At 62.2% G+C, this 13,892-nt stretch carries 9 protein-coding genes and 1 pseudogene; 4 read left to right on the top strand and 6 right to left on the bottom strand.

What is annotated here, in order from left to right; translation table 11 throughout:
* Positions 1 to 494 precede the first annotated feature (494 nt).
* Both QWI18_RS24585 and katG read right to left on the bottom strand, forming a co-directional pair.
* A pseudogene (locus QWI18_RS24585) lies at positions 495 to 950 on the bottom strand (transposase); the annotation flags it as partial.
* 181 nt (positions 951 to 1,131) lie between these two features.
* Complete coding sequence (gene katG / locus QWI18_RS24580; RefSeq protein WP_369320086.1) at positions 1,132 to 3,402, bottom strand: catalase/peroxidase HPI; 2,271 nt, start codon at positions 3,400 to 3,402, stop codon at positions 1,132 to 1,134.
* A 284-nt stretch (positions 3,403 to 3,686) separates the two neighbouring features.
* Here katG and QWI18_RS24575 point away from each other — a divergent pair, with 284 nt between their 5' ends.
* Positions 3,687 to 4,148 carry an Hsp20 family protein gene (locus tag QWI18_RS24575; RefSeq protein ID WP_065988612.1) on the top strand — a complete coding sequence of 154 codons (462 nt, stop codon included), beginning with the start codon at positions 3,687 to 3,689 and terminating at the stop codon, positions 4,146 to 4,148.
* A 31-nt stretch (positions 4,149 to 4,179) separates the two neighbouring features.
* On the opposite strand, the gene QWI18_RS24570 is transcribed toward QWI18_RS24575, so the two are convergent.
* From QWI18_RS24570 to QWI18_RS24560, 3 genes are read right to left on the bottom strand one after another with little or no spacing between them, the layout of a single operon-like run.
* Positions 4,180 to 5,034, bottom strand: a complete 855-nt coding sequence (locus QWI18_RS24570; RefSeq protein ID WP_369320085.1) for an amidohydrolase — start codon at positions 5,032 to 5,034, stop codon at positions 4,180 to 4,182.
* A gap of 55 nt (positions 5,035 to 5,089) precedes the next feature.
* Positions 5,090 to 6,511: an MFS transporter gene (locus QWI18_RS24565; protein WP_274605099.1), complete on the bottom strand. Its 1,422-nt coding sequence runs from the start codon at positions 6,509 to 6,511 to the stop codon at positions 5,090 to 5,092.
* Positions 6,474 to 7,205: a GntR family transcriptional regulator gene (locus QWI18_RS24560; protein WP_192130149.1), complete on the bottom strand. Its 732-nt coding sequence runs from the start codon at positions 7,203 to 7,205 to the stop codon at positions 6,474 to 6,476. Before QWI18_RS24560 ends, QWI18_RS24565 begins: the two co-directional genes overlap by 38 nt.
* A 1,015-nt stretch (positions 7,206 to 8,220) precedes the next feature.
* Here QWI18_RS24560 and QWI18_RS24555 point away from each other — a divergent pair.
* Positions 8,221 to 8,655 (top strand): GNAT family N-acetyltransferase, encoded by a 435-nt coding sequence (locus QWI18_RS24555; protein ID WP_369320084.1) that lies wholly within the window; start codon positions 8,221 to 8,223, stop codon positions 8,653 to 8,655.
* A 17-nt stretch (positions 8,656 to 8,672) separates the two neighbouring features.
* On the opposite strand, the gene QWI18_RS24550 is transcribed toward QWI18_RS24555, so the two are convergent.
* Positions 8,673 to 9,560 (bottom strand): DMT family transporter, encoded by an 888-nt coding sequence (locus QWI18_RS24550; protein WP_369320083.1) that lies wholly within the window; start codon positions 9,558 to 9,560, stop codon positions 8,673 to 8,675.
* A gap of 550 nt (positions 9,561 to 10,110) precedes the next feature.
* Between QWI18_RS24550 and QWI18_RS24545 the strand changes: the two genes are divergently transcribed.
* Together QWI18_RS24545 and yghU are read left to right on the top strand one after the other, a co-directional pair.
* Positions 10,111 to 11,817: an amidase gene (locus QWI18_RS24545; protein WP_369320082.1), complete on the top strand. Its 1,707-nt coding sequence runs from the start codon at positions 10,111 to 10,113 to the stop codon at positions 11,815 to 11,817.
* Positions 11,818 to 11,886: 69 nt separating this feature from the next.
* On the top strand, positions 11,887 to 12,726 hold the full coding sequence (yghU, locus tag QWI18_RS24540) for a glutathione-dependent disulfide-bond oxidoreductase (RefSeq protein WP_369320081.1): 840 nt from the start codon (positions 11,887 to 11,889) through the stop codon (positions 12,724 to 12,726).
* Positions 12,727 to 13,892 lie beyond the last annotated feature (1,166 nt).

The following is a 13,892-nucleotide window of genomic DNA, read 5'->3' as shown; positions in this document are numbered from 1 at the left end:
CTGAAAGTAAGTATTCACGAGCAAGCTCGACTCCCACGGGATGGTGGTTCGGCTCGATATTTCGGCCAGTTCGGGGGACCTGTGGGAGTGAGCTTGCTCACGAAGGGGCCGGGGCATTCAGCCACTTTTTCTGGCGGCTGAAAGTAAGTCTTCGCGAGCAAGCTCGACTCCCACGGGATGGTGGTGCGCCTCGGAATCTCAGGTTGCTGCAGGACTTGTGGGAGTGAGCTTGCTCACGAAGGGGCCGGGGCATTCAACCACTTTCTCTGGCGGCTGATGGTAAGTCTTCGCGAGCAAGCTCGACTCCCACGGGATGGTGGTTCGGCTCGATATTTCGGCCAGTTCGGGGGACCTGTGGGAATGACCGCGGTGGCGGCCCACCTTGTTCACGAAGACTCATTGATGGGCAATGACTCAGGCAGATCATTGTTGATTCCTAATAAAAGCTTAAGAAACTCACTCCCGGACTCTCCGAACTCCACCCCTGAACCTGGCAACCCAATGGAGTCCCATAGTGGATAATCTCCGACCCGGCTGACTAACCCTGCCCGGAGAGGATTGGCCACGATATAGCGGGCGAAGTGAATCAGATCATCCTCATGGCGTGCGGCTGCATCGTGATATCCAGGCTGCCACAGTCGCCCCTGATTGCCGGTGACCCTGTTCACCGCAATGGCGGTCTTCGACTTGACTCGCTGAACAATGCCCGCAAGCGAGCCATGATGAAGCTTCACTAACCAGTGAAAATGGTCAGGCATCACAACCCACGCCAGCGTTTTTGCAAATCCGCACTCGTGCACCTCTCTCATTTCCTTTACGAGCAGCCGACCCACCCGCCAATCACTAAAATCATCTCTCATACGGTCAAGCCGGGAGGTAACCAGATAGATCCTCCCCATTTCGGAATACCGCCCTATGCGCAAGCTGTGCGAACGCGCTTTCGTGACCATGCTGACGACCTCGACTGTGGATGCACAAACCACGGTAGCCGCTTCATGAGCCATGCCTGTGAGGGTGTATTTCACGCTATGTCCTGTTCATCCAACGCGGATGCACCCGGCCGCGCAAACAACAACGCCTCCACAAGGGAGGCGTTGGGTCTTACAGGTCGAGGGCTATGAAGCACGCACCTCAGACAAGATCAAAGCGGTCCAGCTCCATCACTTTGGTCCACGCAGCGACGAAGTCCTCGACGAACTTCTGTTGCCCGTCCTCACTGGCGTACACCTCAGCCACTGCCCGCAACTGGGCGTGTGAACTGAACACCAGGTCGACGCGGGTGCCGGTCCATTTGACGGCGCCGGTGTTGCGGTCGCGGGCTTCGAACAGCTGGTCGCCACCCGACACGCCCTTCCACTCCACCCCCATGTCCAACAGATGCTTGAAGAAGTCGTTGGTGAGGACACCTGGCCTTTCGGTCAGGACACCGTGCTGGCTGTGGCCGGCATTGATGTCCAGCACGCGCAGGCCGCCGAGCAGGACGGTCATCTGCGGTGCCGTCAGGTTCAGCAGTTGGGCCTTGTCCACCAGCAGTTTTTCCGCCGAAACGCGGTAATGGCCCTTGAGGTAATTGCGGAAACCATCGGCGATGGGCTCGAGGAAGCCAAAGGACTCGACGTCTGTCTGCTCTTGCGAAGCATCCGCACGCCCAGGGGTGAACGGCACGGTGACGTAATGACCGGCATTTTTCGCCGCCTGTTCGATACCGACGCTGCCGCCGAGAACGATCAGATCAGCCAGCGAAATCTGCTTGCCGCTGGACTGGGCGCTGTTGAACTCATCGCGGACACGCTCCAGTGCTTCCAGCACGACCGCCAGATTGGCCGGCTGGTTGACCGCCCAGTCTTTCTGAGGGGCAAGACGCAGACGGCCGCCGTTGGCGCCACCACGTTTGTCGGAGCCACGGAAGGTGGACGCCGCCGCCCAGGCAGTGCCGACCAGTTGCGAAACCGACAGCCCGGACGCGATGATTTTTTCCTTCAGTGCGGCAATGTCGCTGGCGTCCACCAGCGGGTGGTTGACCTCCGGAATCGGGTCCTGCCAGAGCAGTTCTTCGCCTGGCATTTCCGGGCCGAGGTAACGGGCCAGTGGCCCCATGTCACGGTGGGTCAACTTGAACCAGGCGCGGGCGAACGCGTCGGCCAACTGGTCGGGGTTTTCCAGGAAGCGACGGGAGATCAGCTCGTAGGCAGGGTCCACGCGCAGGGCCAGGTCGGACGTCAGCATGCGCGGTTCCTGGCGCTTGGACGGGTCATGGGCATGAGGAATCCTGCCCGCGCCCTCGCCATTCTTCGGCCGCCACTGATGGGCGCCGGCCGGACTCTTGGTCAGCTCCCACTCGAAGCCAAACAGGTTTTCCAGGTATTCGTTGCTCCAACGGGTCGGGGTCGAGGTCCAGGTCACTTCCAGACCACTGGTGATGGTGTCGGCGGCCTTGCCGGAGCCGAAACTGTTACGCCAGCCCAGGCCCTGTTCTTCAAGGCCTGCGGCTTCCGGCTCTGCCCCGACGTTGTCCGCCGGCCCGGCACCGTGGGTCTTGCCGAAGGCGTGGCCACCCGCGATCAAGGCAACGGTTTCCTCATCGTTCATGGCCATACGGCCGAAGGTCTCGCGAATATCCCGCGCCGATGCGGCAGGGTCCGGCACGCCTTCCGGGCCTTCAGGGTTCACGTAGATCAGGCCCATCTGCACGGCCGCCAGCGGGTTTTCGAGATTGCGCTCACCGTTGGCGGTGCGGGTCTGCTCTTCGCTGTGATGCTCCGGCTCGGCAACCAGCGTGCCCTCGCCCGGCTGTTGCATGTCTTTGTGCGCGCCGTAACGGTCTTCACCGCCGAGCCAGGTGGTTTCGGCGCCCCAATACACGTCCTCGTCCGGTTCCCAGACATCGGCACGCCCGCCGGAATAACCGAAGGTCTTGAAGCCCATGGACTCCAGCGCCACGTTACCGGTGAGCACGATCAGGTCGGCCCAGGAAATCTTGCTGCCGTATTTTTGCTTCACCGGCCAGATCAGGCGGCGTGCCTTGTCGAGGTTGACGTTGTCCGGCCAGCTGTTGAGCGGCGCAAACCGCTGCTGCCCGGCCCCTGCACCACCACGGCCGTCACCGGTGCGATAGGTCCCGGCACTGTGCCAGGCCATGCGAACGAACAGTGGACCGTAATGCCCGAAGTCGGCAGGCCACCAGTCCTGGGATTGCGTCATGACCTCAAGGAGGTCGCGTTTGACCGCGGCAAAATCGAGGCTCTTGAATGCTTTGGCGTAGTCGAAGCCCTCGCCCATCGGGTCAGTCAAGGAGGAGTGCTGATGAAGAATCTTGAGATTCAGCTGGTTCGGCCACCAGTCACGGTTTGTCGTCCCGCCTCCGGCTGCGTGGTTGAACGGGCATTTCGATTCAGTCGACATGGTCTAATCACCTTCTTGTTTACTTTTTACTTTTTGGCCATCAACGAGACGGCTAACGCTAGCACTCGCACAAGACTAGCCGACTCGGGCCAATCGTCTAATAGGCAAATGTTTGGGCGACCATAGAGTGATTCTGTTAGCGGAGTATTTAACCTGGATGCTTGTATTTTCCGGCGCTTGGGCCTAACTGTACGTGGAGCATCACGTGCAGATTGCAGCATCAGGTGCAGAGCCGGCGTCGACCGGCGTTTTGATCACCGTGGCAACATCCAGGAGATTTTGGCATGGCCACCACCGCTTCACTGGCCCCGCTGTTCCGGCAATCAGTGGGCTTTGATCGCTTCAATGATTTTTTCGAATCTGCGCTGCACAGCGAAATCAACGCCAGCGGCCCCCCGCACAACGTCGAACGATACGGCACCGATCATTACCGGATCGTGATTGCGACGGCCGGGCTTGCCGCTGCGGACCTTGACCTGACCCTGGAAAGAAACGTCCTCACGGTTTGCGGGGGTGAGGCGCACACCGACGGCGGCGTGACCTACCTGCATCAAGGCATCGCCCACGGCCCGTTCCGGCTGGTCTTTCATCTGGCCGATCACATCGAGGTGCAGGGTGCGACGTTCAAGAATGGTTTGCTGATCGTCTTTTTGCTGCGCGTCGAACCCCAAGGGGCCAAGGCGAGACGGATCAGTATCCACAGCCCGGGGGATGATCCCGACCGGCCGCACATCAGCCGGCCTTGATCACGTTGATATACCGCCTGATTTCTCTGGATCAGGCTTGGATCAGCGCGAAATCAAACAGCACCCGGGGTGCCTCGATCAGCAGCGAGCGCATCAATTGCGCGGAGCAGCCCAGGGCCTGCAACTGCTCGACCACCGAGCCATAGCTCACCGCGTGTTCATGCTGAGTGTGCGGCCAGTCACTGCCCCAGACCAGACGCTGCTTGCCGAACGCATCGATCAATAACGGCAGCGCGGCACGGGCGAAATCGAGGTTTTCCCGGGCGCTGCCTTCCAGCCGGTAAATGCCCGACACCTTCATCCACAGTTGACCGCTGCGGCCCAGCTCCAGCATCTGGCGAAAGCCGGGCTGTTCGAGGCCCAGTCGGGCATCAGGCCGGCCGAAGTGGTCGATCACGATCTTCATCCCGAAGGGCATCAGCCCGGCCAGCAGCGCCGGCATATCGGCGACGTGGCGGTGCACTTCAACGTGCCAGCCGAGGGCTGCGATGTGCCCGAAAAACACCTGCCACTGCGGCTCGGAAAAGTCCGGCAGCGCCTTGCCCATCAGGTTCAGACGCACGCCGACGACGCCCAGCCGATCCATCTCGTCCAACGCGGCGCGGCTGATGTCACGCTCGACCACCACCACACCGCGCAGTTGACCCGGCGCCTGCTGAAGGGCGTCGAGCAAGTAGCGGTTATCGGTGCCGAGAAAACTCGGTTGCACCAGCACGCCATGACTCAGGCCGTGCTGATCAAGTTGATCGCGGTACATCGCCAGCGTGGCGTCGTAGTCGGGTGAATAGCGTCGTGCCGATGTCTGGTCCAGCTCCCTGCTGAAGACGTGTGCGTGGCCGTCGATGCCAAGGATCGACGCGGGGGAGGCGGAAAAGAGGTCGGACATGGATCTCATCTGTCAAAAGGTGCGCGACGCAACAGGCGGCGCGCGGAAGGAAAACTCAGGCGCGGGCGGTTTCGCTGCGTGTCTCTGCGGCGGCGCCGGCCATGGGGCTGGCTTCCAGGCTGCGACCGCGGGTTTCTGGCAGGCACAACGCGGCAATCACGGCGACGCCATAGGCGATCCCGGCGTCGATGCCGATGGCCGAACCCAGCGACATCGATTCGCTCATGTGGCCCACCAGAAACGGGAAGACCGACGACAGCACGCGGCCGAAGTTGTAGCAGAAGCCCACCCCTGCCCCGCGCACGTCAGCCGGATAAAGCTCGTTGAACAGCGCGCCGAGGCTGGCCGGGATGCCGGCGGCAAAGAAGCCCAGCGGGAAACCCAGGAACAGCATCTGCGTGTTGGTCAGCGGCAGGAATACGTAGCACTGCACGGTGATCACGCAGCACAGGGCGAACAGCACGATGTTCAGACGACGGCCGATGCGGTCGATGAGAAAGCCGCTGGCGATGCAGCCGCACCAGAACGCCACGATGATCACCGCCAGGTAGCCGCCGGAGTTGAGCACCGAGAGGTTGCGTTCGGTTTTCAGGAACGTCGGCAGCCAGGTCATCACCGCGTGGTATCCGCCGTGGGCGCCGAGGCCAAGCAAGCCGCCGAGCAGCGTCACGCGGATCAGTTCCGGGCGGAAGATGCCGGCCAGTGACTTGAAAAAGCTCTGGGGGATGGCGTTGTCTTTTTGCAGGCGCTGGAAGCTGTCCGGCTCCTCAACGTTGCGGCGCACCCAGATGATCAGCAGCGACGGCAGCAGGCCGACCAGAAACATCACCCGCCAGGCCATGTCCTGAGGCACAAAAGAATAGATCAGGGTAAACACGCCGACGGCCAGGCCCCAGCCCACCGCCCAGGCGCTCTGCACGGTGCCCATGACCTTGCCGCGGTATTTCGGATTGATGGTCTCGGCCATCAATACGGCGCCTGCGGCCCACTCGCCACCGATGCCGAAGCCCTGCAGCGCCTTGACGATCAGCAGCGAGCTGAAGCCGGTCACGAACGCCGACAGAAAGGTGAAGAACGAGAACCAGAGGATCATCCACTGCAGCGTGCGCACCCGGCCGTAGCGGTCGGACAGCGTGCCACCGACCCAGCCGCCGAGGGCCGAGGTGATCAGCGTCACGCCACTGATCAGGCCGGCGTCACCCTTGGTCAACGCGAAGGCGGCGATCAGCGCCGGGATCGCCAGGCCGAACATCTGGACTTCCAGGGCGTCCAGCGACCACCCGCCGAAGCAGGCCCAGAACGTTTTGCGCTCCCGAGGGGTGACGTGGCGATACCAGTTGAACATGGTTTTTGTCCTTATGAGGGTGGAGCGGCAGGTGTTGTAGTGCCCGTTCTGCGTGACGGGCTCGGGTGCAGCTGTTGGCACTCGACGGCGCGGGTCAGCGGATGTCGACGCTGTAGCGGAAGTGGCTGGCATGGCCGCGTGAACGGCGCCATTCCAGCGGCTCGCCGGCGTAGTTGCGCGCCAGACGCTCGATCACCACCACCGGGCTGTTGACCGGCACCTGCAGCAAACGGGCGTGGGTCTCGTTGATGGCTTCGGCGGTCAGGGTTTCTTCGGCGTAGGCCACCACCTGGCCGCATTGCTCTTCGTAGATCGGATAGAGCAGCGGGCCCTGGCGGCTGAGGTCGATTTCCAGCAGGGTCTGAAATTGCACCTGGGGCAGCCAGATTTCTTCGGCGAGCACGGGCTGAGCGTCGAGCAGCCGCAGGCGGATCAGGCGAATCACCGGCGCATCCAGCGGCAGACCGAGGGCCTGGGAAACGGCCGAGGGCGCGGTGACGGCTTCGATGGAGAGGATGCGGCTTTCGGGCACCTGGCGTTCGCCGGAAACGCTTTGAAAGCGGAAGAAGCGGAACAGCGAGGACTGGAACTGTGGCCGGCGAATGAAGGTGCCCCGGCCCTGTTGGCGCTCGAGGATGTTTTCGTTGACCAGCATGTCGATGGCTTTGCGCACGGTGCCGGTGGACAGGCAGTACTCGCTGGACAGCGCAGCTTCGGTGGGAATGGCCTCGCCCGGACGCCAGCGGTTGTTGGCGATCTGTTCGGCGAGCTGGTCGCGCAGGCGTTGATAGAGCGGCAAGCGGACATCGCTGGAGAGTCGGTTCATGGAGGCGCTTCGCTGTTGTAGTTATTTAGTCATCTATATGAATCTGCGCTGAGTATTGTCCCGTTGCAAATAGCCGTCAAGGGAGGGAATGGGGGTTGGCGGATGAATGGCGGCGTAGTGCGTTTTTGCTGGGTACGCAAAAATGGCAGAGGTCGGTCTGCCGTTAGGGGTAGGGTGCAGCGGGGAGGATCGGGTGTGGGCAGATCCAGTGGCTCAATCAGGTGGGCGAGATGGTTGCCAGGGCACCGATCATGAGGGTCAGGGCGAGAAAGCCGAACAGGAAGATGGCGAGCTTGGCCATGGGGTCTCCAATGTGAGCAGGGGGTACAGAGGATTCGAGCCGGGTGATAGCGTCCGGTCGGGCTCGATCGGTCGGCCGGGGTTGGAGTGATTTTGAGGGGCACAGCTGTTTCAGTACAGATTCAGGTATGGCTTATAAATACAGATCAGATGAGTCCGCACTTACGTCAAGATCAAGCGCATCTGCCTAACGGCAGATCGTTTCGCCTTCGGCGAGTTACTTTTAAAAAGCACTAAAAGTAACCAAAAGTGCCTGCTCTCGGTTTGGCCCGACTTCGTCGGGTTCCCTCACTCCGACGACGCTCCGTGGGCCCGCGCCGAACGGACATCCATGTCCTGACGGCGCTCTCGCGGCATCCATGCCGCTCGGCCCACTCCCCGTCGTCTGCGTTCGGCCTGCACCCAAGTCGCGATTGACGGTGTCTGGGCTGGCTGTGTAGGAAGATCAAGATCAAGAGCAGATCAAAAGCTTCCCGGCTAAAGCCGGTCCTACAGTCGGGGGTCTCCACCGCTTTCACTGAATGCACCCGCTGCTGTTAGTGGGACCGGCTTCAGCCGGGAAGAGGCCGGGATGAGCGTCACAAGATGTCCGATCGTTCCCGTGCTCCGCGTAGGAATGCATCCTGTGACGCTCCGCGTCACCCTGCGGCTGACATGACACCCCACCAATCGCGCTGCTACGCTCCCTGCCCTCTCTCCACTTCAGGCGCCAGCCATGCCCATCATCCGCCCCATGACCCTGGACGATTACGACGCCATCACCCAACTCATGCGTGACACGCCGGGTATCTCCTTGCGTGACGCCGACTCCCGCGAGTCCACCGAGCGGTATCTATTGCGCAACCCAGGGTTGAGCTTCGTCGCAGAGGAAGATTCGCGCATCTGCGGCTGTGTCATGTCGGGGCATGACGGTCGGCGCGGGTATTTGCAGCATTTGCTGGTGCTGCCTGAGTATCGGCGGCAGGGGATCGGGCAGACACTGGTCGAGCGCTGCCTGGTCAGGCTGGAGGCCGAAGGCATTCACAAATGCCACATCGACGTGCTCAAGACCAACCCCGCGGCGGCGACCTATTGGACAAATCAGGGCTGGCAGCTGCGGGTCGATATCCACCGCTTTTCCTTCACCCGTCCCGGCAATGAGAACGCCTGACGCCCCTTAATTCCGGATCAGAGCGGGCTCGCAGGCGCCACGGGTTGGCGTCTGGCGTACACCATCAGGCCGCTGAGGAAGACCAGCCCGATGCCAAACATCGAGGCGGTGCCCGGGTAGTTGCCGAACAGCAGAATCCCGTAAGCCACCGCGAAGATGATCTGCAGGTAACCCAGCGGTGCAAGCACGGACGAGGACGCATAGCGATAGGACTTGGCCATCAGAAAGTGGGCGCACAAACCCAGACCGCCCAGCACGAGCAGCAAGCCCAGCTGCAGCCAATCGGGATCGGCCCAGTAGAACGGCACAATTGCGCTGAGGATCAGGGTGCAAAAAACGCCGACGTAAAAGCTGCACACCGACGGGCTGTCCGTCTCCCCCGCCAGTTGCGTGAGCAGTTGATAGAGCGCGAAGAACAGCGCGGTGGCCAGGGGGAATAGCATCCACAGCGAGAAGGCATCGCTGGCCGGGTTGATGATCACCAGCACGCCAATGAAGCCAAGCACCACCGAACCCCACTGCCAGCGATCCGCCTTGATGCCGAAGATCAGCGGCGACAGGATCGTTACAAAAGCAGGCGCAAGGAAGACCACCGCCGTGGATTCGGCAATCGGCACGTGGGTCAGGCCGAACAGGAAAGACAGGCTGTCGGCGAGCAACACCACCGCCCGCAGCAGGTGCAGCCAGGGCCGTCGGGTGTGGAAGACTTTAGCGCCGCCGTTGCGCAGCAGCACGGTGGTCACCAGGGTCGAGTGAACGAGGTAGCGGGCCCACGCGACGAAGATCACCGGCAGGGAATAGATCAGCGTCTTGGAAATCGCGTCATGACTGGCGAACGTCAGCGCCACGCCCGCCATCAACCACATGCCGATGACTTGCCGGTGCGCGCCGTGATGGGGAGTCATTGCAAGGCCTGCCACGAAAATGATGCGCAGGAGTTAACCACAGAAGTCGGCCCAGGCGCCCCGCGGAATTTGGCTCAAGCGGCCGCGCACGTTATTCGAGGCAATAAAAAACCCGCCTGAGCGGGTTCTTTTCTATCAACACCATTCCAACATCCTGTCAGCAGCCGTCCCGGCAAATGGTGGATCATCCATGACCTGAGAAGCACATCCAGCGCCTCCGTTGATGTGTTTAGATTGCGCTTGTCGCGGTTCGGTGTACAGGGAGACATTGCCCGATGACGTGTAAGCCTTTCGCCATAGCGCGTGTCCGGCGACCGCCGAACTTCCTGCAAGGCCCGGGTGAAGCGCCCCAGCGCAAGCCTCGCGACAAACACATGGCGTAGGCATAATGTGCGTCTCACGAATACGCCTGCCGACTTGAGCCTGCGTTGCACAGCCACGCCTCAGTCGGTTTCAAACCAGCCCGGCCCTGCCGCGCAACGGGAAGCGATATGCCAACGTTTATTCTGACACCTTGCCCTCCACTCCCCGGCTCATGGCCGTTACAGCCATGATCGAAGTCACCGAAGTCTCCATCGCGCAACTGCGCGCGGCCCTTGAAGCCGGCCAGACCACCGCCGTCGAGCTGGTCCAGGCCTACCTCGCCAGAATCGACGCCTACGACGGCGCCGACACCGCGCTCAACGCCGTGGTCGTGCGCAATTCCCAGGCCCTCGACGAGGCCCAGGCGTCCGACGACCGTCGCGCGCGAGGCGAAACCCTCGGGCCTCTCGACGGTATTCCCTACACCGCCAAAGACAGTTATCTGGTCAAACGCCTCACGGCCGCGTCGGGCAGCCCGGCGTTTGCCGAACTGGTCGCCCACCGCGACGCCTTCACCATCGAGCGACTGCGTGGCGCTGGCGCGATTTGTCTGGGCAAGACCAACATGCCGCCGATGGCCAATGGCGGCATGCAGCGTGGCGTGTATGGCCGCGCCGAAAGCCCCTACAACGCGGGCTTCCTGACGGCACCGTTTGCATCCGGATCGTCCAACGGCGCCGGCACTGCAACGGCGGCGAGTTTCGCGGCGTTCGGGCTCGCCGAAGAAACCTGGTCGAGCGGCCGTGGCCCTGCGTCGAACAACGGTTTGTGCGCCTACACGCCGTCTCGCGGGGTGATTTCGGTACGCGGCAACTGGCCCCTGACGCCGACCATGGACGTGGTCGTGCCCTTCGCCCGAACCATGGCCGACCTGCTTGAAGTACTGGACGTGGTGGTCGCCGAAGACCCGGACACCCGCGGCGACCTGTGGCGCTTGCAGCCGTGGGTGCCGATTCCCTCGGTCGACTCGGTACGTCCGGCGTCCTACGCCGAGCTCGCCGCCAGCCCGCAAACCCTGGCCGGCAAACGCTTCGGCGTGCCGCGCATGTACATCAATGCCGACCCAGAAGCCGGGACGTCCGAAGCACCAGGCATCGGCGGCCCCACCGGCCAGCGCATCATCACCCGCGCGTCGGTGATCGAGCTCTGGGAACAGGCGCGCCAGGCACTCGAAGCCCAGGGCGCTGAAGTGATCGAGGTGGACTTCCCGCTGGTCTCCAATTGCGAAGGCGATCGTCCCGGCGCGCCGACGGTGTACAACCGCGGCATCGTCTCGAAGGCATTTCTACATCACGAACTGTGGGACCTCACTGCGTGGGCCTTCGATGATTTCCTGCAAGCCAACGGCGACCCGAAGCTGAACCGCCTGGCCGACGTCAACGGCCCGCTGATCTTCCCCCATGACCCCGGGACCCTGCCCAACCGCGAGGGCGATCTCGCCGCGGGCATGGACGAGTACGTGAAGATGGCCGAGCGCGGCATCACGCCGTGGGAGCAGATCGACTCACTGGCCGACGGCTTGCGCGGACTGGAACACACCCGGCGCATTGACCTCGAAGACTGGATGCAGAAGCTTGGGCTGGATGCGGTGCTGTTTCCGACCGTGGCCGACGTGGCTCCGGCCGATGCCGACGTCAACCCGGCCTCCGCCGACATCGCTTGGAGCAACGGCGTCTGGGTCGCTAACGGCAACCTCGCGATCCGCCACCTCGGCGTGCCCACCGTCACCGTGCCGATGGGCGTGATGGCCGACATTGGCATGCCCGTGGGCCTGACCTTTGCCGGCCGGGCTTACGACGATTCAGCCCTGCTGCGCATCGCTTCGGCCTTCGAATCCATCGGCAGCAAGCGCCAGATTCCACCGCGCACGCCGCCGCTGTCTTCCGCCCGTTAATCACCGTGTGGGTCGGGGCTTTCCGCCTCGATCCGTCACGCCAAAACTGACCCTCAGGAGATGTATTCAATGAGCAAGGCACCCTACGTCCCGCCTACCGTGTGGAAGCACGAAGCGCCCTCCGGCGGCCAGTTCGCCAGCATCAACCGCCCGACTGCAGGGCCGACCCATGAAAAGGTCCTGCCGGTCGGCAAACACCCGCTGCAGCTGTATTCACTGGCCACGCCCAACGGCGTCAAGGTGACGATCCTGCTGGAAGAGCTGCTCGCCCTTGGCCACAGCGGCGCCGAATACGACGCCTGGCTGATCCGAATCAATGAAGGGGATCAGTTCGGCAGCGGCTTCGTCGACATCAACCCCAACTCGAAAATCCCTGCGCTGCTGGATCGCAGCGTCGAGCCGGGTCTTCGCGTGTTCGAGTCCGGTTCGATCCTGCTGTATCTGGCGGAAAAGTTTGGTGAATTGCTGCCCAAGGACCTGGCCGGCCGCACCGAAACCCTGAACTGGCTGTTCTGGCAGATGGGCGCTGCGCCATATCTGGGTGGCGGCTTCGGGCATTTCTATGTGTACGCGCCGGAGAAGTTCGAATACGCGATCGACCGCTTCACCATGGAGGCCAAGCGTCAGTTGGACGTGCTTGATCGCAGCCTCAGCGAAAGCGCTTACCTGGCCGGCGACAGCTACACCATCGCCGACATCGCCGTGTGGTCGTGGTACGGACAAGTGGTGCGCAACACCGTGTACGGCGCCGCCGAATTCCTTGCTGCTCACGAATACACCCACGTGCAGCGCTGGGCCGAAACCATTGCACAACGGCCTGCGGTCATTCGCGGAATGCGGGTCAACCGGACCTGGGGCGATGAAGCCACCCAAGTGCCGGAACGGCATGATGCGTCGGACCTGGATTGACGAAGATCCAGGCGGTGAGTGGCTGTTGAACCGGTCCCCTGCGAGCACCGCGTGCTCTTTGCAGGACCGGCTTCAGCCGGGAAAGCGTCAGTCGTCACGCTGCAAAATTGAGGGCGTTCACACCGGCCTCTTCCCGGCTAAAGCCAGTCCTACGAAGACACCGCATTCATCCAGATGCACCGCGTATGCTGGATGTAGGACCGGCTTCAGCCGGGAAGTCGTCGGTCGTCACGCTGCAAATCTGAGGGCATTCACACCGGCCTCTTCCCGGCTAAAGCCGGTCCCACGAGGACACCGCATCCATCCAGATGCACCGCGTATGCTGGATGTAGGACCGGCTTCAGCCGGGAAAGCGTCGGTCGTCACCCCGCAAAATTGAGGGCGTTCACACCGGCCTCTTCCCGGCTAAAGCCGGTCCCACGAGGACACCGCATCCAGCCAGAGGCACCGCGTATGCTCGATGTAGGACCGGCTTCAGCCGGGAAGGCGTTGGTCGTCACGCTGCAAATCTGAGGGCGTTCACACCGCAAAATCGAGGGCGTTCACACCGGCCTCTTCCCGGCTAAAGCCGGTCCCACGAGGACACCGCATTCATCCAGATGCACCGCGTATGCTGGATGTAGGACCGGCTTCAGCCGGGAAGGCGTCGGTCGTCACGCTGCAAATCTGAGGGCGTTCACACCGGCCTCTTCCCGGCTAAAGCCAGTCCCACGAGGACACCGCATCCAGCCAGATACACCGCGGATGCTCGATGTAGGACCGGCTTCAGCCGGGAAGGCGTCGGTCGTCACGCTGCAAATCTGATTGTGCTCACACCGGCCTCTTCCCGGCTAAAGCCAGTCCCACGAGGACACCGCATTCATCAAGATGCACCGCGGATGCTGGGCGTAGGACCGGCTTCAGCCGGGAAAGCGTCAGTCGTCACGCTGCAAATCCGAGGGTGTTCACACCGGCCTCTTCCCGACTAAAGCCAGTCCTACGAAGACACCGCATTCATCCAGATGCACCGCGTATGCTGGATATAGGACCGGCTTCAGCCGGGAAGGCGTCAGTCGTCACGCTGCAAATCCGAGGGTGCAGTGGTCTAATTTCCCCGGACACCTCGATAAGTGGAAAATACATTTATCGAGGTGTCTTTCATGACTAGAAAACGCAACAGGTTTGAC

Origin of the sequence: Pseudomonas sp. W2Oct36 (assembly GCF_041060465.1) — a bacterium.
Lineage (GTDB): Bacteria > Pseudomonadota > Gammaproteobacteria > Pseudomonadales > Pseudomonadaceae > Aquipseudomonas > Aquipseudomonas graminis_B.
This window is presented reverse-complemented; position numbering and strand designations above follow the sequence as displayed.

Bases quoted from the DNA above. Each gene is read 5' to 3' on its own strand.
- katG (WP_369320086.1), bottom strand. From the start codon at position 3,402: ATGTCGACTGAATCGAAATGCCCGTTCAACCACGCAGCCGGAGGCGGG.
- QWI18_RS24575 (WP_065988612.1), top strand. From the start codon at position 3,687: ATGGCCACCACCGCTTCACTGGCCCCGCTGTTCCGGCAATCAGTGGGC.
- QWI18_RS24570 (WP_369320085.1), bottom strand. From the start codon at position 5,034: ATGTCCGACCTCTTTTCCGCCTCCCCCGCGTCGATCCTTGGCATCGAC.
- QWI18_RS24565 (WP_274605099.1), bottom strand. From the start codon at position 6,511: ATGCCAGCCACTTCCGCTACAGCGTCGACATCCGCTGACCCGCGCCGT.
- QWI18_RS24560 (WP_192130149.1), bottom strand. From the start codon at position 7,205: ATGAACCGACTCTCCAGCGATGTCCGCTTGCCGCTCTATCAACGCCTG.
- QWI18_RS24555 (WP_369320084.1), top strand. From the start codon at position 8,221: ATGCCCATCATCCGCCCCATGACCCTGGACGATTACGACGCCATCACC.
- QWI18_RS24550 (WP_369320083.1), bottom strand. From the start codon at position 9,560: ATGACTCCCCATCACGGCGCGCACCGGCAAGTCATCGGCATGTGGTTG.
- QWI18_RS24545 (WP_369320082.1), top strand. From the start codon at position 10,111: ATGATCGAAGTCACCGAAGTCTCCATCGCGCAACTGCGCGCGGCCCTT.
- yghU (WP_369320081.1), top strand. From the start codon at position 11,887: ATGAGCAAGGCACCCTACGTCCCGCCTACCGTGTGGAAGCACGAAGCG.